The sequence below is a fragment of the Microbacterium paludicola genome (genome assembly GCF_015235415.1).
Classification (GTDB): domain Bacteria; phylum Actinomycetota; class Actinomycetes; order Actinomycetales; family Microbacteriaceae; genus Microbacterium; species Microbacterium paludicola.
In genome coordinates this window covers 84,528-106,431 of record NZ_JADGLL010000008.1, presented here as the reverse complement: position 1 = coordinate 106,431, position 21,904 = coordinate 84,528, and the positions used below count along the sequence as shown (strand labels likewise).

Annotated in this window: 17 protein-coding genes; 10 read left to right on the top strand and 7 right to left on the bottom strand. The window is 72.8% G+C overall.

Translation table 11 applies throughout. The annotated features are described in order from the left end of the window. The 5 genes from IR155_RS16150 to IR155_RS05665 form a co-directional block, all read left to right on the top strand. On the top strand, window positions 1-628 hold a 628-nt coding region (locus tag IR155_RS16150), incomplete at its 5' end, for a DUF4870 domain-containing protein (protein WP_135113858.1). Window positions 629-700: 72 nt separating this feature from the next. Next, window positions 701-1,678, top strand: a complete 978-nt coding sequence (locus IR155_RS05680; protein WP_135113857.1) for an aldo/keto reductase — start codon at window positions 701-703, stop codon at window positions 1,676-1,678. Between the two features lie 127 nt (window positions 1,679-1,805). Next, entirely contained in the window at window positions 1,806-2,717 is a 912-nt protein-coding gene (locus IR155_RS05675; RefSeq protein ID WP_135113856.1) for a PP2C family protein-serine/threonine phosphatase, read from the top strand. 57 nt (window positions 2,718-2,774) lie between these two features. Beyond that, on the top strand, window positions 2,775-5,558 hold the full coding sequence (locus IR155_RS05670; RefSeq protein ID WP_135113855.1) for an FtsK/SpoIIIE domain-containing protein: 2,784 nt from the start codon (window positions 2,775-2,777) through the stop codon (window positions 5,556-5,558). A 105-nt stretch (window positions 5,559-5,663) separates the two neighbouring features. Beyond that, entirely contained in the window at window positions 5,664-8,378 is a 2,715-nt protein-coding gene (locus IR155_RS05665; protein WP_135113854.1) for a cation-translocating P-type ATPase, read from the top strand. A gap of 28 nt (window positions 8,379-8,406) precedes the next feature. Here the strand turns inward: IR155_RS05665 and IR155_RS05660 are convergent, their stop codons facing one another. Together IR155_RS05660 and IR155_RS05655 are read right to left on the bottom strand one after the other, a co-directional pair. Beyond that, a complete protein-coding gene (locus IR155_RS05660; protein WP_135113853.1) occupies window positions 8,407-9,099 on the bottom strand; it encodes a nucleotidyltransferase domain-containing protein in 693 nt (230 codons plus the stop codon). Between the two features lie 37 nt (window positions 9,100-9,136). Next, window positions 9,137-10,126 (bottom strand): asparaginase, encoded by a 990-nt coding sequence (locus IR155_RS05655; protein ID WP_135113852.1) that lies wholly within the window; start codon window positions 10,124-10,126, stop codon window positions 9,137-9,139. 56 nt (window positions 10,127-10,182) lie between these two features. On the opposite strand from IR155_RS05655, the gene IR155_RS05650 reads away from it, so the two are divergent. After that, on the top strand, window positions 10,183-10,653 hold the full coding sequence (locus tag IR155_RS05650) for an OsmC family protein (protein ID WP_135113851.1): 471 nt from the start codon (window positions 10,183-10,185) through the stop codon (window positions 10,651-10,653). A gap of 434 nt (window positions 10,654-11,087) precedes the next feature. Here the strand turns inward: IR155_RS05650 and IR155_RS05645 are convergent, their stop codons facing one another. Then, entirely contained in the window at window positions 11,088-11,876 is a 789-nt protein-coding gene (locus tag IR155_RS05645; protein WP_135113850.1) for a lysophospholipid acyltransferase family protein, read from the bottom strand. 132 nt (window positions 11,877-12,008) lie between these two features. Between IR155_RS05645 and IR155_RS05640 the strand changes: the two genes are divergently transcribed. Beyond that, complete coding sequence (locus tag IR155_RS05640) at window positions 12,009-12,962, top strand: FKBP-type peptidyl-prolyl cis-trans isomerase (RefSeq protein ID WP_135113849.1); 954 nt, start codon at window positions 12,009-12,011, stop codon at window positions 12,960-12,962. Beyond that, the gene (gene dxr / locus IR155_RS05635) at window positions 12,959-14,053 is read left to right on the top strand and encodes a 1-deoxy-D-xylulose-5-phosphate reductoisomerase (protein WP_135113848.1); all 1,095 of its coding nucleotides are present in this window, start codon (window positions 12,959-12,961) and stop codon (window positions 14,051-14,053) included. The genes IR155_RS05640 and dxr overlap by 4 nt, the downstream gene beginning before the upstream one ends. 278 nt (window positions 14,054-14,331) lie before the next feature. Here dxr and IR155_RS05630 read toward each other — a convergent pair whose 3' ends face one another. From IR155_RS05630 to IR155_RS05620, 3 genes are all read right to left on the bottom strand, one after another. After that, the gene (locus tag IR155_RS05630) at window positions 14,332-15,948 is read right to left on the bottom strand and encodes a Mur ligase family protein (protein WP_135113847.1); all 1,617 of its coding nucleotides are present in this window, start codon (window positions 15,946-15,948) and stop codon (window positions 14,332-14,334) included. Window positions 15,949-16,026: 78 nt separating this feature from the next. Continuing rightward, window positions 16,027-16,692 (bottom strand): YcnI family copper-binding membrane protein, encoded by a 666-nt coding sequence (locus IR155_RS05625; protein ID WP_135113846.1) that lies wholly within the window; start codon window positions 16,690-16,692, stop codon window positions 16,027-16,029. Window positions 16,693-16,819: 127 nt separating this feature from the next. After that, entirely contained in the window at window positions 16,820-17,413 is a 594-nt protein-coding gene (locus IR155_RS05620; RefSeq protein WP_135113845.1) for a hypothetical protein, read from the bottom strand. 88 nt (window positions 17,414-17,501) lie between these two features. Between IR155_RS05620 and IR155_RS05615 the strand changes: the two genes are divergently transcribed. Both IR155_RS05615 and IR155_RS05610 read left to right on the top strand, forming a co-directional pair. Further along, window positions 17,502-18,791: a M50 family metallopeptidase gene (locus tag IR155_RS05615; RefSeq protein WP_135113844.1), complete on the top strand. Its 1,290-nt coding sequence runs from the start codon at window positions 17,502-17,504 to the stop codon at window positions 18,789-18,791. Further along, entirely contained in the window at window positions 18,791-19,708 is a 918-nt protein-coding gene (locus tag IR155_RS05610; RefSeq protein WP_135113843.1) for a DMT family transporter, read from the top strand. Before IR155_RS05615 ends, IR155_RS05610 begins: the two co-directional genes overlap by 1 nt. On the opposite strand, the gene IR155_RS05605 is transcribed toward IR155_RS05610, so the two are convergent. Continuing rightward, a complete protein-coding gene (locus tag IR155_RS05605) occupies window positions 19,705-21,657 on the bottom strand; it encodes an anthranilate synthase family protein (RefSeq protein ID WP_135113842.1) in 1,953 nt (650 codons plus the stop codon). The two genes, IR155_RS05610 and IR155_RS05605, sit on opposite strands and share 4 nt — an antisense overlap. Between the last annotated feature and the right edge of the window lie 247 nt (window positions 21,658-21,904).

Genomic DNA, 21,904 nt, shown 5'->3' with positions numbered 1-21,904 from the left:
CCCGCCGTCGGCCCCCGAGCCGCCGGCAGAGCCGGTTGCCCCGCCGGCCCCCGAGCAGCCCTCCTTCGGCGAGCAGCCTGCCGCGGCCGCCCCCGCCACGGACCAGCCCTACGGCCAGCAGCCCCCCGCGGGCCAGCCGTCCACCGAGCAGCCCTGGAACCAGCCCGCCCCGGGCCAGCAGCCCTACGGCGCGCCCGGCTACGGCCAGCCCGCCGGCCAGCCCGGTTATCCGCAGCCCGGTTACGGTCAACCCGCGGGCCAGCCGTACGGCGCTCCCGCCTACGGCTACGGCCAGCAGGTGCAGAGCAACATCACGCTGAACCTGTGGCTCTCGGTCTTCTTCAGCTGGGTGCCGGCGCTGATCTTCTACTTCATGGAGAAGGACAAGGTCGCCCCGAACTACCAGCGGGCGAACGCGAAGAACCTCAACTACCAGCTGATCGTCGTCATCGCCTACGCGGCGGTCGGTGTCCTCACGGTCGTGACGTTCGGCTTCGCGTCGATCCTGTACTTCCTGCTCCCGATCGCCCAGCTGATCATCGGCATCATCCACGCGGTGAACGTGCCGCCGCAGCTGCAGGCCGGCCAGGAGGGCAAGTTCTACCTCGCCCCCGACTGGGTGAAGTAGGCCGCAGCCTCACTCCGCACACGCCCCCGTCTCGATCCGTCGAGGCGGGGGCGTTCGGCGTAGCGTGGGGGCATGAGTGTCGCGATGCGTCGGGTCGGGGAGTCGGGTCTGCTGGTGTCGGAGGTCGGCCTCGGCTGCAACAACTTCGGAAGGCCGGGGACGAAGACCGAGACCCTCGACGGAACGCGCGCGGTGCTGGATGCGGCGATCGAGCAGGGCGTCGTGTTCCTCGACACCGCCGACATGTACGGCGGTCAGGGACGCAGCGAGACGCTGATGGGCGAGGCCCTCGCCGGGCGACGCGACCGGGTCGTGCTCGCCACCAAGTTCGGGCACCACGCCATCGACTTCGGATACGGCCCCGCCGGCGCCAAGGGATCCCGCGGTTACATCCGCCGCGCGGTGGAGGAGTCGCTCACCCGCCTGCAGACCGACTGGATCGATCTCTACCAGCTGCACACGCCGGATCCGGAGACCCCGATCGAGGAGACGATCGACGCGCTCGACGATCTCGTCCGCGAGGGGAAGATCCGCTACTACGGGCATTCGAACCTGACGGGGTGGCAGATCGCCGAGGCGCACCTGACGGCGCGCGGCCGGATGCGGTCCGGCTTCGTGTCGTCCCAGAACGAGTACTCGCTGCTGCGGCGCGACGCCGAGCGCGAGGTGCTGCCGGCGGTGCGCCGCTTCGGGCTCGGGTTCTTCCCCTACTTCCCGCTCTACAACGGCCTGCTCACCGGCAAGTTCACCCGCGAGGGCGGGCCGGCGGAGAGCCGGATCATGTCGCAGCGCTCGCACCTGTGGGAGACGGCGCCGTGGGATGAGCTCGATGCGTACCGCGCGTTCTGCGACGAGCGCGGCATCACGATGCTCGAGGCCACCTTCGGGTGGCTGCTCGCCCAGCCGGGCGTCGCGAGCGTCATCGCCGGGGCGACGTCGCCCGAGCAGGTGGCTTCGAACGCCGCGGCGGGTGGGGCCTGGCGCCCGACGGAGGACGAGCTCGCGCGCATCGACGAGTTCTTCCCGGGCCCCGAGCGCCCGGCGATCTGACCGCCGAGGGCACGGGTGCCGTGGCCCGGCGATGACGGGCCCTCCGGCTAGGATGTGAGTGCCTGCGACGCAACCCGCCCGAGCCGTTCGCGTACCCGTCGCTTCCCCCGATCCGGAGGTCCCGCCCGTGTCCGATGCCCCCACGAAGACGCAGTCGCAGACTGTGGCCCTGCCCACAGGTCTCGACGCGATCCTCACCTGGGCGGGAGTGACGCACCGCGGACGCAAGCGCGACATCAACCAGGACGCGCTGCTGACCGCCTACCCGCTGTTCGTCGTCGCCGACGGCATGGGCGGACACATCGGCGGCGAGATCGCCAGCGCGAGCGCCATCGACCGCCTGCAGCGGATGGTCGGCAAGGGCCCGGTGTCGCCGGAGGCGATCGAGAAGGCGCTGATCAAGGCCGTCCGCGACATCGGCGAGCACCCCGAGACGACCGACGAGGGCACCGGCACGACGGTGACCGGCGTCTACCTCGACATCACGGAAGAGGATGCGACCTGGGTCGCGCTGAACATCGGCGACTCGCGGGTGTACATCCAGCGCGACGACGCCCTCGCGCAGGTCACGACCGACCACTCGCTCGTGCAGGAGCTCGTGGCCGCGGGTCGGCTGAGCCCCGAGGAGGCCGAGAATCACCCCTACGGCAACGTGATCACGCGCGCCGTCGGGCCCAGCGAGGGCGCGGTGCCCGACTACGTGCGCCTGGATGTGCGCGACGGCGACCGGTTCGTGATCTGCTCCGACGGTCTCACCAAGGAGCTCACCGACTACGGCATCCTTCACTTCCTGCGCCTGCACGACGACCCGCAGGACGCGGTCGAGGCGATGCTCGAGGCAGCGCTGGAGAACGGCGGCCGCGACAACATCACGATCGTTGTGCTGAACGTGGCGGTTCCCGGCCAGGGGCCGCAGGATGACGCCGCCGATGCGGCACCGGCGAGCCGGGACGCTGCCCCCGTGACGGCCGAGGAGCCGATCGTCGACGACGAGGAGCCGGCCGAAGACTCGTCCACAGGGGACGCCGCGCGCGAGTAGTGCCGGGACGCCCGGTTCGGGCGTCCGGCGGGTCCTGCCGTGCGCTGGACTCGGGGAATGCGCACGCTGCTCGACGAGCCCATCACGCTTCCCACACCGCAGCCCCCACCCCGGCGCGGGCCGTTCCCGATCGTCGCGTCGATCATCCCGGTGATCGCCGCGGTGGCGATCTGGGCGGTCACCGGATCGCTCATCGCCCTGTGCTTCGCCGCCCTCGGCCCGCTGATGGCCGTCGCCTCCCTTGTCGACGGCGCGCGCGGCGGCCGCCGGCGACGGCGGGAGGATCAGCGCGAACGCGCGGAGGCTCTGCTCCGCGCGCGCGAGCAGATCGACCGCCGGCATGAGGCGGAGCGCGCGACCCGCTGGCGTGAGCGGCCGGACGCCGCCGCGCTGGTCGCCGACGTGCGGCGGCAGTGGCGCAGCGGCGCCGACGAGCTCGTGGTCGGCCGCGGACGTGTGCCGAGCGCCGTCCGGGTCTCGGGAGGCGAGGACGACGAGGGACGGGCGCTGCGCGCCCACGCCGCGGCATTGGAGGACGCGCCGCTGACCGTGCCGCTGCGCGCCGGAGTCGCGGTGCTCGGCGACCCGGTCACCGCGCGGGCGGTGGCGCGGGCGCTCGTGCTGCAGCTGTGCCTTGCAAGGCCGGTCGGCGAGCTCGCGCTGGTGGCCGCGCCCGAGGGGGAGCGGGCGTGGGCCGAGTCGCTTCCTCACTGGGCTCCGACGGGCGACGCTCCGGTGCGGGTGGCGCTTCTCGGTCCGGATGAGCCGGCGCCGGCCGTCGACGTCGTGATCGCCGTACCCGCGCCCGGCGGCGACGTGCCGACGGCGTGCGGTGCCCTGCTCGAGCTCGCGCCGGTTCCCGGCGGCGGTCGCCTGATCCACGGCGGGGATGCGGTCGACATCGCCGTCGAGGGGCTGTCGGCCGCGCAGGCCGGCGCCGTGGCGCAGCGCCTCGCCGAGCGCGGAGCCGGGGTCGTCGGCCCGCTCCGGCACGACGGCGGGACCGTCGCGCTCGCCGACGTGCTGACGGCCGGGCCGGCGGAGGCCGAGTCGCTCGGCGCGCTGGGGGCCGTTGTGGGCGTGGAAGGCGGCGAACGGGCGACGATCGATCTCGTCGCCGATGGGCCTCACGCGGTGGTCGTCGGGATGACGGGAAGCGGCAAGAGCGAGCTGCTGGTGACCTTGGTCACCTCGCTCGCCGCGACGCTGCCGCCCGAGCGGGTGCAGTTCCTGCTCGCCGACTTCAAAGGCGGCACCGCGTTCGCCCCGCTTGCCGCGCTCCCGCACGTGGCCGGAGTGATCACCGATCTCGACGAGGGCGGCGCCCGCCGGGCGGTGGAGAGCCTGCGGGCAGAGCTGCGCTCGCGCGAGGCCGCGCTCGCGGCGGCCGGGGCGCGGGACGTCTCCGATCCCCGCGCCGACCTGCCGCGGCTCGTGATCGTTGTCGACGAGTTCGCCGCGCTGCTGCAGGAGCATCCGGATCTCCACGCGCTCTTCACCGACGTCGGCGCCCGCGGGCGCGCGCTCGGCATGCACCTCGTGCTGGGCACGCAGCGCGCCGGCGGTGTGCTGCGTGACGCCCTCGTCGCCAACTGCCCGCTGCGGATCGGGCTGCGGATGTCCGAGCCCGCCGAGAGCCGCGCGCTGATCGGCTCCGACGAGGCCGCGACGCTGCCGGGCGGCGCCGAGGGACGCGGGCTCGCCTGGATCCGGCGGGCCGGGGATGCGCGGGCGCGCCTCACGCGCATCGCGCTGTCGGCTCCCAGCGACGTGGCAGCCGGGGTCGAGCGCTTCGCCGGGCGGACGACGCGGCCCGGGCCCTGGCTGCCGCCGCTGCCGCGGCGGCTTACCGCCGACGACGCCGTCGCGCTGGTAGGGGAGCCGCCGGAGGGCGCCATCCTGCTCGGCGTCGCGGACGAGCCGGCCCACCAGCGGCAGTCTCCGGTACTGCTGAGGCCGGGCATCGATCGTGGGCTTGTGGTGGTCGGCGGCGGCGGCACGGGGCGCTCGTCGCTCGCGGGGCTCGTCGCCGCCGCATGGCCGGGGGCCGTCGTGGTGCCGCGCGATGCGGAGGGGGCGTGGGACGCCCTCGAGCTGATCGAGCGGGTGCGGCCCGAGTTGGTCGTGATCGACGACGTCGACGCGGTTCTCGCACGGTTCCCCGTGGAGCACTCCCAGGCCGCCGCCGAGCGCATCGAGGCTGTCGTGCGCGACGCCGGCGAGAGCGGCACGACGATCGTGCTCACCGCGGCCCGGTTGACCGGCGGCGTGCTGCGCTTCGCCGACCTCCTTCCCCGACGCGCCCTGCTCGCCGTCCCCAGCCGCGCCGAGCACTCCGCCGCGGGCGGAGACGGGGCGTCCTTCGATCCCCGTCGTCCGCCGGGCCGCGCAATGCTCGACGGCCTCGAGGTGCAGTTCATCCACGCGCCGCCGCCGCCCCTGCCCGAGCCGCGGGATCCCGTGCGCTGGCAGCCGGAGGCTCCCGTGACCGCGATGGTGCTGCGCGCCGCCCGCCGCCGCGGCGAGCAGCTCGCGGCGGCGTGGCCGGGCGACGTGCGCGTGATGGTGATCGACGACATCCCTCCCGGCACGCGACTCGGCGCCCTCGACCGCGCCGGCGAGCGGCTCGTCCTGGTCGGCGACGGCGACGCCTGGCAACGCCAGTGGGCGCTGCTGCAGGAGCTCAAGGCCTCGGCGCCGCTCATCGTCGGTGCCGACTGCGCCGCCGAGTTGCGCACGATCGCGGGGGAGCGCGAGCTGCCGCCGTACGCGCGCACGCGGGCATCCCGGGCCTGGCTCGTCCGCGACGGGCTCGCCCCCGAGCGCATCGTCCTGCCGTGATCCCCGCCGCGCGGTTGACACCGTCGCCGCCGTCTGGTCAGGATGACGAGGGACAGCACGCGCAGCAGCGGTCGGCGCACGGCCCTGTCGGGAGGGCGAGGCGCAATGACCACGGGTGGCGACGGGACGGGCACGCTGAGCGAGCAGGACGGCGAACTGCGGCCATGGTCTCGGCCCGCCGAGGACGTGCTCGACCGCCTCGACAGCAGCGCCGCGGGCCTCACGGAGGACGAGGCGCGCCGGCGTGCGGCGGAGCACGGGCCCAACCTGCTGCCCGAGGCGAAGCGCAAGCCGGCGATCCTCCGGTTCCTGTCGCACTTCAACGACACGCTCATCTACATCCTGCTCGGCGCGGCCGCGATCAAGGCCGTGATGGCCGACTGGCTCGACTTCTGGGTGATCATGGCCGTCGCCATCATCAACGCGGTCATCGGCTACGTGCAGGAGGGCCGTGCCGAGAAGGCGCTCGCGGGTATCCGCGGCATGCTCTCCTCGACCGCGCAGGTCCGCCGCGACGGCGCATGGCGCGTGGTGCCCGCGGCAGAGCTCGTGCCCGGCGACGTCGTGCGCATCGCCCCGGGTGACAAGGTCCCGGCCGACATGCGCCTGTTCACCTCGACGCAGCTGCGCGTCGACGAGGCGGCGCTCACGGGCGAGTCGGTGCCGGCGTCGAAGGGCGTCGAAGCGGTGCCGGCGGATGCGGGGGTCGGCGACCGCCGGTCGATGGTCTTCTCCGGCACGATCGTCGCGGCCGGACAGGCGCGCGGCGTCGTCGCCGGCACGGGAGCGGGCACCGAGATCGGCAAGATCCAGGCGCTCGTCGGCGAGGCCGGATCCCTGGACACCCCGCTGGCAAAGCAGCTCGGCGACTTCGGGCGCGTGCTCACGCTCGTCATCCTCGGCATGGCGGCCGTCATGCTCCTCATCGGCCGCTTCGTGCACGAGATGGAGTTCGGCGGCCTCATCTCCGCGACGATCGGATTCGCCGTGGCGGCGATCCCCGAGGGCCTTCCGGCACTCGTCACCATCACGCTCGCGATCGGCGTGCAGCAGATGGCGCGGCGCAATGCGATCACCCGCAAGCTTCCCGCCGTGGAGGCGCTCGGCTCCGTCACCACCGTCTGCTCGGACAAGACCGGCACGCTCACCACCAACGAGATGACGGTGCGCCGCATCGTCACCGGCGTCGCGACATACGAGGTCGAGGGGCTCGGCTACACGCCCGAGGGCTTCATCGCCCCGGCGGCGGACGGACGGGCGCCGACGGGAGAGGACGTCACCGCGCTGCTCACGGTCGCCTCGCTCTGCAACGACGCCCACCTGGTGCCCAAGGGCGAGCACTGGCAGCTCGTCGGCGAGCCGACCGAGGGCGCGCTGAAGGTCGTGGCGATGAAGGGCGGCTTCCAGAGCGCGGGGCACACGCGGATCACCGTGCTGCCGTTCGACTCGGCGAACAAGCTGATGGCGACCGTGAACGCCGATGCCGACGGCACGCGGGTGCTGCTCGTGAAGGGCGCCCCCGACCGCCTGCTCGATCGCTCGACGACCCAGCTCGGCGCATCCGGCAGCGAGCCGCTCGACCTCGCCCACTGGCAGGCGGTGATCGACGCGCTGAGCGCCGAGGGGCTGCGGGTCCTCGCCGCGGCGCGGCAGACGGCCCCCGCGCTCGAGCAGGCCCCGGGCCTCGACGACCTGTGGGGGCTCGAGTTCCTCGGCGTGTTCGGCATCGTGGATCCGCCGCGCCCCGAGGTGATCGCCGCCATCGCCGACTGCCACACGGCAGGCATCCGCGTGAAGATGATCACCGGAGACCACGCGGGCACCGCCGCCGCCATCGCGCGCGAGGTCGGCATCGTCCGGGACGGCGACGCCCGCGTGCTGACGGGCGCCGACCTCGAGGCGATGAGCCAGGAGCAGCTGACGGCGGTCGTGCGCGACGTCGACGTGTACGCGCGGACCAGCCCCGAGCACAAGATCCGCATCGTGCGCGCCCTGCAGACCCACGGCGAGGTCGTCGCGATGACCGGCGACGGCGTCAACGACGCCCCCGCCCTCACCCGGGCGAACGTCGGCATCGCGATGGGGATCAAGGGAACGGAGGCGACGAAGGAGGCCGCCGAGATCGTCCTCGCCGACGACAACTTCGCGACCATCCGCTCGGCGATCCGCGAGGGGCGGCGGATCTACGACAACCTCCGCAAGTCGATCGTGTTCCTGCTGCCGACGAACGGCGCGCAGTCCCTCGTGATCCTCGTCGCGGTCCTCTTCGGGCTGGCGCTGCCGCTGAGTCCGGTGCAGGTGCTCTGGGTCAACATGATCACGGCGATCACGCTGTCGCTCGCCCTCGCCTACGAGCCGGCGGAGCGCGGCATCATGGAGCGCCCGCCGCGCAAGCCCGGGGGATCGATCATCTCGCTGCGGGAGCTGGCGTTCGTGCTGAGCGCGTCGCTCCTCATCGGCGGCGTCGCGCTCGCCGTGTTCTACGGGGCCCTGGCTCGCGGGCACGAGCTCGACGTCGCCCGCACCGAGACCGTGCTCATGCTGGCGCTCGGGCAGCTCGCGTTCCTCTTCAACTGCCGGATCCTGTCGCACTCGAGCCTGAGCATCGACGCGCTGCGCGGCAATCCGGCGGTGTGGTGGTCGGCGATCGCGCTCATCGCGCTGCAGCTGTTCTACACCTACGTGCCGTTCATGAACGGCCTGTTCGAGTCCGCCCCGCTCTCGCCGGCCGACTGGCTGCTTCCCCTCGTGTTGGCGGTCGCGCTGTTCCTGGTCCTCGAGGGCGTGAAGGCCCTCTGGCGCCGGCTCCCCGCACGCTAGGCCCGACGGGTTCGGGGTCGTCGGCCGATCAGCGGGTGAAGCCCGCTTGCAGTCGGCCGCCCAGCGCCTCGAGCTCGGCCTCCGCCGCGGCGAGGAACGCCGCGTCGTCGCCTTCGAGAAGGGGATCGGCAAGCCGCGCCGTGCGATCCGGATCCCAGGCGCGCAGACACCGCGGCAGATGCTTTCCCGTCGCCAGCCACCGGCCGGCGTCGAGCAGCAGCAGCTGACCGAGCCGTTCGAACAGCAGCGCCGCGAGGACGTGCCGCTCCAGCGAATCGGTCGCATCGCGCAGATCGTCGAGCACGTCGGTCACGATGTAGCGGCGCACCTCCAGCTCGTGTGGGTCCACCTGCGGGCCGGCATCCCGCACTGGCGCCCAGCGGGCCCGCAGCGACTCGAGCAGCGCGCCCGCGCGGACGGGCAGGCCGTCGATCAGCATGTTGAGCAGCAGCGGCCGGTGGTCGGCGAGCCCCCGCTCCACCCAGCGGGTGAAGGCGTCCGGCGTGTAGGCGAACACCTCGAAGACCTCGCCGCCGAAGGCGTAGGTCGCCGCGCGGCTGTCCTCGCCCGGGCCGAACATCTCCGCGGGGCCGATCACGAGCAGGTCGACGTCGCTCGTGGGCGTGCGCTCGCCGCGTGCCGTGCTGCCCGCGAGCACCACGGCCTCGGCCTGCGGGTACTCCCGCTCCACGAACCGGCGGGCGATCTCGGCGTGATCCATGGATCGACACTAGGGCCCGCGCGGGCGGAGCGCGGGATCAGACGGTCGCGCGAATCCGGCCGACCTCGCGACCGCCGCCCTGCACCGAGAACAGCGGGTGGGCGGCGAAGTCCGCGACCTCGCCGACCGGCACGGCGCCGGCGTTCGCCAGCAGCTGCAGGGCGACGAGCGGGGCCGCGCGCAGCGAGCCGTCGAGCGTCTTCAGGGCGACCGTCGTCCCGTCGGGGGCGACCATGATCTGCACGCCCTCCGCGCCGAGCTTCGAGAACACGCCGAAGCGCTCGATCGCCAGGGTGTCCGACCGGCCGGGGCCGTCGACCGTCCAGGGGTTCTCGCGCACCGCGCGCACGAGGGCGCCGGCGCTGCGGTGAAGGGCGAACGGCGACCGCTCCGACGAGGTGCCGAGGCGGTGGATGCCGCGGGCGAGCGCGCTCAGCGTCATCGCGTGGACCGGAGCACCGCATCCGTCGACGACCGTGGCGGCGATCTTCTCGCCCGTCAGGCGCTCGACGACCTCCCGGATGTGCACCTGCAGCGGGTGGGCCGCATCCAGGTAGCCGGACACATCCCATCCGGTCGCGACGCACGCGGTCAGCATGGCGGCGTGCTTGCCGGAGCAGTTGTGCCGGATGGAGGCCGGCTCGAGGTGCTCGCGCACCATCGCGTCGCGCGTGGCGGTGTCGCTCGGCCAGCTGGCGGGGCAGCCGAGGTGGTCCTCGGTGAGGCCGGCGGCCGAGAGCATCTCGCGGACGACGGCGGCGTGGCGGTCGGTGCCGGCGTGACTCGCGGTCGCGAGGGCGAGCTGCTCACCCTGCAGCACGGCGCCGGCCGTGACGACGGCGACGGCCTGGAGGGGCTTCAGCGAGGAACGGGGAAGGATGAGCGCATCCGGGTCTCCGAGGCGCGCGACCACGTCGCCGGTCGGCGCGAGGACGATCGCCGACCCGCCGTGGCGCGACTCCACGAACCCACCCCGCTCGACGATCGCGAGCTCCGCCGCATCCTGCACGCTGAAAGTCTGTGACACGTCCTCCAGCCTAACGACGGGGGCGGACCCCACCGTCCGGGTGGAAGACTGGCGCTATGCACGGAGAGCACCGCTATGCCCTGACCGCGACGTGGACCGGAAACCTCGGCACCGGCACCTCCGGCTACCGCGACTACTCACGCGACGTGACGCTCGAGGTGAGCGGCAAGCCCGCGCTGCTCGCGTCGTCGGACAAGCCGTTCCGGGGAGATCCTGAGCGGTGGAACCCCGAGGATCTGCTCGTGGCCGCGCTGTCCGAATGCCACCTGCTGTCGTACCTCCACGCGTGCGTGCAGGCGGGGGTCGTCGTGACGTCCTACACCGATGAGGCGACGGGCCTCCTGCGGGAGGACGGCAAGGGGAGCGCCCAGTTCGAGGAGGTCGTGCTGCACCCGCGCGTCACCGTCGCGGACGCGTCGATGGTCGAGGCCGCCGAAGCCGCGCACAAGACGGCGCACGACTGGTGCTTCATCGCCCGCTCGGTGAACTTCCCCGTGCTCCACGAACCCACGGTCACGGTCGGCTGACCCACGAGGCATCCCGTCCGTGCGGGGCGGTCATCTCGACTCGCAAGCTCGCTCGATAACCGGGGCGGTCGCGCGATGGCCGCGGATCGGTGCTGCGTCACCACCGGTTGCTGAGCGAGCGTCAGCGAGCCGAAGCGACCGGCACGAGGCATGCCGTGTGTGCGGGGCGGTTATCTCGACTCGCAAGCTCGCTCGATAACCGGGGTGGTCGCTTGATGGCCGCGGATCGGGGCTGCGTCACCACCGGTTGCTGAGCGAGCGCCGGCGAGCCGAAGCGACCGGCACGAGGCATGCCGTGTGTGCGGGGCGGTTATCTCGACTCGCAAGCTCGCTCGATAACCGGGGTGGTCGCTTGATGGCCGCGGATCGGGGCTGCGTCACCACCGGTTGCTGAGCGAGCGCCGGCGAGCCGAAGCGACCGGCACGGGTGAGGATCAGCGCCGCTCGTGCGGAAGCGCGCGCCGGATCTTCTCGATCGGCGACTGCGCAGGAGCCTCGTTGTAGGCGTCGGCGAGCTCCTGCTCCGAGAGGGCGTGGATGGCGGCCATGATCTCGTCGGTGGCCGTGCGGCGGGCCTTGCCCGAGCTGGCCGGGCCATGGTGCGACAGGTCGAGAGGCTCCCCGAAGCGGATGGTCACGCGCTCGCGTAGCGAAGGGAACTTGGCGCCGACGGGCATGACCTTGTCGGTGCCGATCAGGCCGACGGGCACGACCGGGGCGCCGGTCTGCAGGGCGAGAAAGGCGACGCCGGTGCGGCCCTTGTAGAGGCGGCCGTCGAGCGAGCGCGTCCCCTCGGGGTACAGCGCGACGGCCGCGCCGGTCTCGAGGATCTGACGCTGCTGGTCGAGCGCGTCCAGCGCGGCCTGGCCGGCACCGCGGCGCACGGGGATCGCTCCCGCGGCGGTGAACAGCGTCTTGGAGAGCCAGCCCTTGAAGCCGGTTCCTTCGAAGTACGACGACTTCGCGAGGAAGTGGACGGGGCGCGGTGCCACGGCCACCGGGATCGCGATGGAGTCTATGAACGACAGGTGGTTGCTGGCGAAGATCACGCGCCCCTCGCGGGGGATGTTCGACTTCCCCTCGACGCGGGGCCGGTAGATCGCCCGGGCGAGCGGGGCGAGGGCACGGCGGCCGAGCGTATAGAACCAGCTGGGATTGGTCGGAACGTCACCGGCGCCCGGCGTCTCGTCGGGTTCCGGGGCCACGGCGTCCGCAGAGGTCATCATCCGAGGTTATCGCGGGATCCATGCCGACCGGGGAATGACCGCCGGGGAGCGCTCGCCGGGGATGCTCAGGACGTTCGTCAGGCTCATGCGGCAGGATGGGACGAACCCCACAACGATCGAGGTATCTCCGTGCGTCTTCGTCCTGCTGTCGTCCTGTCCGCCCTCGCGCTGAGCGCTCTCGCGCTCGCCGGCTGCTCGGGCGAGCCGGCCCCGGAGGCGACTCCGAGCGCTTCCGCACCCGCCGAGGGACTCTGCGGTGCGGCCCTCCCGGATGGCGAGGAGACCCAGGCCCTGAACATCGCGGGCGAGCCAGGGGCGTCGCCCGAGGTGGAGTTCGAGGCGCCGCTGGACATCGCCCAGCCGCTGCGCACCGTCGTGGCCGAGGGTGAGGGCGAGCCGCTCGAAGAGGGCCAGTGGGTCGAGTACAGCATGACGATCCTGGACGCGGCCACCGGCGACGTCACCTGGGTCGGCGGCTACGAGGGACGTATGGTGCCCACTCACGTCGGTGCGGCCAACGTGTGGGGCCAGATGCTCGGCTGCGCGCCGGTCGGATCGCGCGTCGCAGTCCTCGTACCCGGGAGCGCCCAGTCCGCCGCTGAGGTCTACGTGATCGACGTGAACAAGGTCGTCACCGACGTCCCGATGCGCGCGTGGGGCGAGGACCAGGCGCCCGTCGACGGCCAGCCCACCGTGGAGCTCGCCGAGGACGGCGCCCCGACCATCACGCTGCCGGACACCGAGCCGCCGGCCGAGACCGTGGTCACGACCCTGAAGAAGGGCGACGGCGCGGTCGTCGCGTCAGGGGAGAAGGTGCTGGCGCAGTACACGGGCGTCAAGTGGTCGGACGGATCCGTCTTCGACTCCAGCTGGGAGCGCAACGAGCCCGCGCCGTTCAACACGCAGGGCGTCGTCGCCGGCTTCACCAAGGCGCTCGAGGGCCAGACCGTGGGCTCGCAGGTGCTCGTCACGATGCCGCCCGCCGACGGCTACGGCGCGGCGCCCGGCCACGAGCTCGAGAAGGAGACGCTGACCTTCGTCGTGGACATCCTCGACACGGGCAAGGACATGGTCCAGCCGTGACCCCACGTCGCGTCGTCATCCTGGGATCGACCGGATCCATCGGCACCCAGGCCCTCGACGTGATCCGGGCGAACCCGGAGCGGTTCGAGGTCGTGGGCCTGTCGGCGGGGTCGAACGCCGAGGCGATGGCCGCGCAGGCCGCCGAGTTCGGCGTCGCGGACACGGCGCTCGGCGCGGTGGACGCGGAGCGGCTCGTGCGCTCGGTCGACGCGGACGTCGTGGTCAACGGCATCACCGGATCGGTCGGGCTCGGCCCGACCCTCGCCGCGCTCGAGACGGGGCGGACGCTGGCGCTCGCGAACAAGGAGTCGCTGATCGTCGGCGGCGAACTGGTGAAGCGCCTTGCGCGGCCGGGGCAGATCGTGCCGGTCGACTCGGAGCACTCCGCCCTCGCGCAGGCGCTGCGTTCGGGCACCGCCGATGAGGTGCGCCGGCTGGTGCTCACGGCCTCGGGTGGCCCGTTCCGCGGCCGTTCCCGCGAGTCGCTCGAGGCCGTCACCCCGGCCGAGGCGCTCGCGCACCCGACGTGGGACATGGGTCGCGTCGTCACGACGAACTCGGCGACGCTCGTGAACAAGGGCCTCGAGGTCATCGAGGCGCATCTGCTGTTCGACGTGCCGTATGACCGGATCGACGTGGTCGTGCATCCGCAGTCGATCGTCCACTCGATGGTCGAGTTCGTCGACGGTTCCACGATCGCGCAGGCGTCGCCGCCCGACATGCGGCTGCCGATCTCGCTCGGCCTCGACTGGCCGCACCGCGTGGCGGGCGTCGGCGCTCCGCTCGATTGGACGACGGCCTCGGCGTGGACCTTCGAGCCGCTCGACGAGGCCGCGTTCCCGGCGGTGTCGCTGGCGAAGCAGGTCGGACAGGCAGGACGCACGTATCCCGGCGTCTACAACGCGGCGAACGAGCAGGCCGTGGATGCCTTCCACGAGGGGCGCCTGCCGTTCCTCGGCATCGTCGACACTGTCCGCCGCGTCGTCGACGCGCACGACGCCCCGGCCGAGCTCACCCGCGAATCCCTCGCGGACGCCGAAGCCTGGGCCCGCCGCGAGGCGGACGCTCTTATCGCCCGCTCCGCGGAGTAGCGGAGCTCGCGTGCGCGATCATTCGCGCCGGCCAAGTTGAGTGCTGACATGTACCCCTGTGCGAGCGCAGCGAGCGTGGAGCGCAGCGACTGCCGACTACCTCGAGAAGGTGACGTCCGCCAGGGGATGGAGCGAAGCGACAGCCCGCGATCATGAGTGCCGGCGCGAAGCGTTGGCACGAGTGATCGCGCACGCACGATGCACTACCCCGCGAAGCGGAGGAAAGAACGCGGGCGAGGGATCGCGCACGTACGATGCACTACCCCGCGAAGCGGGAATCAAACAGCGTAAGGGTCCCGCCAGTTCCGCTCGCCCACGGGCCAGCCGGCGTCGATGAGCGCGCGGCGCGCGAGTTCGCGGCCCGAGTAGAACAGCCGGACTCCCTGCACCTCGCGGTGGTCCTGGTGGCCGGGGCCGAACCAGATGATGGCGTCGCCGGGACCGACGAGGCCGACGGCGTCGACGATCGCCTTCTCGGGTGGGACGACCTCGTAGGCCTCGTCCTCGGACTTCAGCGACCAGGCGCCCTCGAGCAGCATCCGGCGCACGACGGCCGGGTCCTCCCAGCGCGGGTTGTGGTCGGTGATGATGACCACGTCGCCGTACTGGGCGGCGGCCTTGCCCATCGCGAAGCGCTTGGTGGTGTCGCGGCTGCCGTCGGCGCCCATCATCACGACGAGCTTGCCGGTCGTGACGCGGCGCACCGCCTCGAGCGTCTTCTCGATGCCGACGGGGGTGTGGCCGAAGTCGACGTAGACGGCGGGGCCGTCTCCCTCGCCGTGGATGCGCTCGGCGCGGCCGGGCAGGTGCGCCCTGATGGCGCCGTCCTTCTCGATCGCGCCGGTGATCCGCTCCCACGAGTAGCCGGCCTCGAGCAGCATCACGATCGCCATGCCCGCGTTCGCGGCCATGTGCGGGCCGATCACGGGCACGAACGTGGTGAACGTGCGGCCGTCCTTGTTGTTCGCGAGCGTGAAGCCGGTGCCGTCGAGGGTCTCCTCGTGCACGGTGACGGTCCACTCCGCGGTCGCGGCGAGATCCTGATCCACGGCGATCGCGGGCGTCGCGATCGTGACGACGGGCACCTCGGCGCGCTCGACGACGGTGGCGCCGGCGGGCGTGTCGAGCGAGACCACCGAGCGACGGGCGCGATCCGGGCGGAACAGGGGCAGCTTCGCCTCGAGGTACTCCTCCATGCCGGAGAAGTCGTCCATGTGGTCGTGGCTGAGGTTGGTGAACGCGCTCACGTCGAAGACGATGGCGTCGACGCGGTGCCGCATGATCGCCTGGACGCTGACCTCGATCGCGGCGGCCTCCACGTGGCGCTCGCGCATCACGGCGAGGAGGGCGTGCATCTCATAGGCCTCGGGCGTGGTCAGGCGCGCCTGGACCGATTCGCCGGCGATGGTGCGCAGCGCCGACGACGAGATGCCCGCCACAACGCCCATCTGCGTCAGGATGCCGTCGAGGATGTGCGTGATGCTCGTCTTGCCGTCGGTGCCGGTGGTGCCGAGCAGGATGGGCAGGTCGTGGTCGGTCCCGAAGGCCCATTTCGACAGCTCGCCGAGCATGCCGCGCGGATCGTCGACGATCACGATGGGCAGGCCGGCGGGCTCGGCGATGTCCGCACCGGCCGCGTCGGTGACGATCGCCACCGCTCCGGCGTCGGCCGCGGCCTGGGCGAATTCCGCTCCGTGGCGGTTGCGCCCGTTGATGGCGACGAACACCTCGCCGGGGTGGAGGTCGCTGGTTGCGAGGGTGACGCCGCGCACCTCGACGCCCTCGAGCGAGCCGCGGCTGTCGCGCCCGAAGCGCTCGGCGAGCTCGGACAGAGTCCGCTTCGGCGGGTTCTCCGGACGCAGGACCGGCGGGATGTTCGAGGCAGGCTTCGTCATGGCCCGACCAGTTTCTCACGCCGGGCGGCACCGCCCCAGCGGCACCCCGTAACGGGGTGACGCCGGGGCGGGTGTGCGTCAGCTGCGGCGCGAGGTGCGGCGCAGCGCGAGCACCGCCACGACGAGGGCGGCGAGGCCCGCGGCGAGCCCGGCGCCGCCGAGCGCGAGGGGAAGCGGGTCGGCCGCCAGCTCCGTCTCGGCAGACGCCTCGGGGGCAGCGGCCGCCTCCGCGTCGTGTCCCGCTGCCGCGACGCCGAGCGTCACGGTCGGCGCGGGGTGGTCGACGCTGTGCGGGTCCTCGCCCTCGGCCACGAGCTCGGACCACGAGGTGGAGCCCTCGGCGCAGACCTGCTCGACCGGGAAGGCCAGGGTGTCCGCGGCGTCCTCGGCGTACTTCACGCTGAGCTCGATCGTCGCGCGGCGGTCGTCCGCCACCGGCTCGTCGGCGGTGTAGGTCACCTGCGACACGAGCCCGTTCTGCTCGTCGCGCTGGACGTCGATGCTCCAGCCGGGCTCGATCGTCGGGGTGACCGAGTCGAGGCCGTCGGGCATGTCGATCTGCAGCGCCGTCGTGGGGGAGCCGTCGCAGCCGTGGCCGAACGCGAACGTCAGCACGTCGTAGCCGCCGGCGACCGGGGCATCCGGTGTGACGGTGACGTGCGCGCTGGCGGCGAGCGGGGCGGCGAGGACGAGGCCGGCGGCGAGGGTGAAGCCGGCGGCGATGCGGGTGCGGGTGGTGGTCATGGTGATGTCTCCTGGATCGGATGCGAGCGTGCGCGACGGACGCGCGCGCCGGCGGTGCGGACTGCGCTCGCGAAGAGGTGGGGAATCGCATGCGCCGATCACCGCGCGCCCAAGGGGCGTGCGGGTGTCAGGCGCGGAGCGACGCCGGCGGTCCGCGCCAGGAGACGGAGGGGAGGAGCCGGGGCGCGGACGGGCGCACCGGCGAGGCGAAGGCGGCCGGCGGATCCGGGATGAGCGCGGGCCGGGGAGCCTCGGCGCGACGGAGCACCCGCAGGGTCTCGCGGGCGATCGCATGCACCACCCGTTCGCCGCGCCACAGCAGCGCGATCGTCAGCACGGCCGCGATCGCGTGTGCCACGTACATCCCGGCGCCCTCCGGCGCGGCCGCGGCCGCGTGGAGCACGGCCGGATCGACGACGCCGTGCGCGGAGTGGGAGTGCCCGGCACGGGGGGACATCCCGACGCCCGTCGGTGAGCCCAGCAGCTGGAACGCGCCGTGGAAGGCGACCTGGCTGACGGTCACCGCGGCGGCGAGGCGGGCGAGACTCGGTCGCGGCCCCGCCAGAGAACCGGCGACCGGAGTGAGCAGCGCCATCATCAGCCCGATCAGCAGCGGTGCGGGCGCGGGCCCGCCGGCGATCGTGTGCGAGGTGGCGGCAAGGAGCGTGGCGACCGCGGCGGCGACGGCGCCGCGGAGGACGCGCTGCTGCCGGGTTGTCACATCCTCGAATCTACCCGGCGCGGTCCCGGCACCCGCCCGGTTCGGCGGTCGGACCGTTCTCAAAGCAAGCCGGCAGTACCGTTGACGCGTGGCTGTCCTCGCGTTCGTGATCGGTGTGCTCGTCGTGGTGATCGGGCTGGCCCTGTCGATCGCGCTGCACGAGATCGGTCATCTGGTTCCGGCCAAGCGGTTCGGCGTGCAGACGAGCCGGTACATGGTCGGCCTCGGACCGGTCGTCTGGTCGAAGCAGATCGGCGAGACCGAGTACGGCGTCAAGCTGCTTCCCATCGGCGGCTACATCTCGATGGCGGGCATGTACGCCCCGGTGCGCAAGAAGACCCGCGCCCGCGGCGTGCTGGCGACCCTCGTGCAGGATGCGCGAGACGCGAACCACGAGACCCTCGTCGGCGTCGACGACTCCCGGGCGTTCTACCGGCTGCCCGTGTGGAAGCGGATCGTCGTGATGCTGGGCGGCCCGTTCATGAACCTGCTGCTCGCCCTGGTTCTGTTCACGGTCCTCTACTCGGGCATCGGGATGAACCAGACGACGACCACGATCGAGGCGGTCAGCGAGTGCGTGATGCCCGCCGGCTCGGCCGCCACGGAGTGCGGCGAGGACGATCCGCCCGCCCCGGCATACGCGGCGGGCCTGCGGCCGGGCGACCGGCTGCTCTCGGTCGGCGGCACGGACGTCGCCACGTTCGCCGAGGCGTCGAAGATCATCCAGGCGAACCCCGGTGAGCCGCTGTCGCTCGAGGTGATGCGCGATGGTGTCGAGGTCGACCTGACGATCACGCCCGTGCTCGCCGAGCGCGAGCTCGCGGCGGAGGACGGCACCGTCACCACGCAGGAGGTCGGGTTCGCGGGGATGACCGCGGCCGTCGCGCGCGTGCAGCAGCCGATCTGGACCGGCGCCGAGGCGACCGTCGACGGGCTCGGCCGCGTGGCGGGCATCATCCTGCAGCTCCCGGTGCGCCTCTGGGACACCGCCGTCGACCTGTTCACGGGCCAGGAGCGCGACCCGGACGGCCCGCTGAGCGTGGTCGGGGTCGGCCGGCTCGCGGGCGAAGTGGCCGCGGCGGAGGCGCCCATCCTGGATCGCGTGTCGGCGATGGTGGGCCTTCTGGCCTCGGTCAACATCGCCCTGTTCGTGTTCAACCTCATCCCGCTGCTGCCGCTCGACGGCGGCCACGTCGCGATCGCGCTGTGGGACGGGATCAAGCGCGCCTGGGCGCGCCTGCGCGGCGCCCCCGAGCCCGCGCCCGCCGATGCGACGCGTTTTGTGCCGGTGGCGCTGCTGGTCGTTGTGCTGATGATCGGCATGGGGGCGCTGCTGTTCGCCGCTGACATCTTCAACCCGATCAGCATCGCCGGCTGATGCGGGGGAGGGGCCTCGGGTACCTCGCGCTCGTCGGCGCGACCCTCGCGTGGGCGGGCAACTACCTGCTCGGCGTGATCGCGGTCGGCGAGACCGATCCGGTGAGCCTCACCTGGCTGCGCTGGGCGCTCGCCGTGGTGCCGCTGTTCCTGATCGCGCAGCTGATCGACCGCCCCCGATGGCGTGACGTGCTGCGGCAGTGGCCGAGGCTGCTGCTGCTCGGTCTGATCGGCGTCGCGGGGTACAACCTGCTGCTCTACGCCGCGCTCGGCACGGAGACGCCGTTCCAGCTGTCGCTGATCAACGCCTTCAACCCCGCGCTCATCGCGATCGCGGCCGTGCTGTTCCTCGGGGCGCGGCTCGGATGGCGCGGCGTCGCCGGCATCCTGCTCGCCTTCGCGGGCGTGTTCTGGATCATCTCCGGCGGCCGCCCGCTGACGATCCTCGAGCATCCGCCGAAGATCGGCAGCCTCGTGATGGTCGGCGCGATCGTCGCGTGGACCGCCTACACCATCATCGGCCGCACCGGCCCGCGGCTTCCGCCCATCTCGGCGGTCGCCGTCCAGGGCGCATTCGTGGTGGCCGCGCTGACGCCGGTCGTGCTCGTGCAGGGGCTGCGGCTGCCGGAGACCGCCGCGGGCGGCTGGTCGCTCGCGTACATCGCTGTGTTCCCCTCGATCGCGTCATACGTGCTGTGGAACTACGCGCTGCAGCGCGTGCCGCCGGCGCAGGCCGGGGTCTCGCTGAACCTCATCACGGTGTTCACCGCCATCGCCACGGTGCTGCTGGGAATGGCGGTCACGGTGCCGCAGGTGGTCGGCGGCGTGCTCGTGCTCGCCGGGGTCGTACTGGCACAGGAGACGCCACGGGATCGCACCCGCCCGGTCGTCGAGCGGAGTGACGTCCGCGCCGGCTAGAGCGAGAGCGCGTGCAGGACGAGGCGCTCGAGCGTGCGCATCCCGTCGCGCGACAGGATCGACTCGAGGTGCCCCTGCACCGACGCGAACCCGCGGCCGCGCAGGGCGTAGACGTCTCCCGTGGCGGGCTCGGCCGACACCTCGACGACCCCCACCTTCCCGCAGCGGGTCTCGCTCGGCGTGAGCTTCGAGACCCCGGGCATCACCCGCGCCGTGAAGGTGTTGTAGAACCCGATCGACGCCGGCTCGCCGAACACGTCGACGGTCTTCTGCAGCCCCTGGTGGGGGCTCGCGAGCGGCGCGAGGGAGATCCCGATGCGGTCCGCGAGGATCTGGTGGCTCAGGCACACCGCGAGCAGCGGTCTTCCGGCGTCGAGGCGGCGCTGAACGAGGTCGCGCATCCGGGCGATGCGCCGGCTGGCGACGTCGCGCGGGTCGCCGGGGCCGGGGCCCGAGACGACGAGCTCGGCGGCGTCGACCTCCGCGTCGGTCACGTCGGACCAGTGCGCGATGCGCACGTCGAGGCCGAGGTGGCGAAGCTGGTGCGCGAGCATCGTGGTGAAGCGGTCCTCGGCGTCGACCACGAGGGCCGATCGGCCGGAGAGCGGGCCGGGCTCCGCCCCCTGCGGCTCGAGCCAGAACGGCGCGAGGCGCGCGTTGCGCGAGGCGAGCAGGTCGGCGATCCGCGGGTCCTCCGCGAGCGGTCGCCTGACGGGCGTCGGCTGATCCGGATCCGGTGCCGGGACGTCGCGGGGGACGGCCCCGATCGCGCCGAGCACGCCGGCGGCCTTGCCGTGGGTCTCGGACACCTCGCCGTCGGGGTTGGAGTGCCGCACGAGCGTCGCGCCGGCGGGCACGCGGAGGCGCCCGTCGACGAGGTAGGCGGTGCGGATCAGGATGGGCGCGTCGAGGTCGTGCCCGCCGTCGGCGCGCGGCGTGAACAGCGCCGCGACGCCGGAGTAGTACCCGCGCGGCGTGAGCTCGTGCCGCCGGATGACCGCGCACGCGTTCTGCATGGGGGAGCCGGTGACTGTGGGGGCGAACATCGTCTCGCGGAGGATGTCGCGGGGGTCGAGCCGGCTGACGCCGCGCAGCATGTACTCGGTGTGCGTCAGGCGCGACATCTCCTTGAGGTGCGGGCCGGTGATCCGCCCGCCGTCGCTGCACACGGCGCTCATCATCTTGAGCTCCTCGTCGACCACCATGAAGAGCTCCTCGGTCTCCTTGGTGTCGGTGAGGAACTCCGCGAGGGTGTCGGCCGTGGCGCCGCCCGCGGGGTGGCGGAACGTGCCCGAGATGGGGTTCATCGTGACGACGCTCGGCTCGCCGGGCGCGCCGGCGTGCGCCGTGACGTGCGCCTCGGGGCTCGCGCCGACCGCGACGTGGCCGGGCGTGACGATCGCGAACGTCCAGTACGCGCCCCGCTCGTGCTGCAGCAGCGCGCGGAACCAGGTGAGCGCCGCGACCCGCGGGTCGGCGTCGACGCCGGCGGTGTAGTCGCGCCGGATGACGAAGTTCGCGCCCTCGCCGCGGCCGATCTCGTCGGTGATGACGCGGCGCACGATCTCGGCGTACTCGTCGTCCGGGATGTCGAACCCGGCGTCGGTGAGCGGGACGGGCTCGGTCGGCAGCGCCGCCATCGCGTCGGCGAGGTCGACCCGCGCCCGGGAGTCGACGATCAGGCAGCGCAGCGGAGCGCCGTCGTCGTGCGCCTCGAAGCCGCGCTCGCGCACCTGCCGGTACGGCACCAGGGCGAGCACCTCGCGGGGTGAGCCGTCGGGGCCGTGGAGCGGGATGTCGGCGAGCAGCTCGACGTCCTGGATCGGGCCGGTCAGCACCTCGACCGATTCGACGGATCCGGATGCGCCGGCGCGCGCGATCAGCGCGAACGACGCGGTGGGATCGTCGGCGAGACGGGCGATCAGGTCGGCGGTGGCGGGCCCGGTCATCGGGTTCTCCTCAGCGGTACGGCGGCCTGACATGCAGAAAGACCGCCTGGAGCGGCGGTCTGTTCTCGAGTTCGCGAAAGCACCGCCTTAGGAGGCGGGCCACCAGGAGGTGAGGTTCGCGGACATGCCACGAAACGTACCACAGCCGCCGTCGCGGGTTCGCGCTGTAGAGCGGCCGCGCACGGTCAGGGTGCCTGCTGGAGCGCTGACCGTATGCGCTCGCGGATCTCGGCGAGTGCCGCGTCCG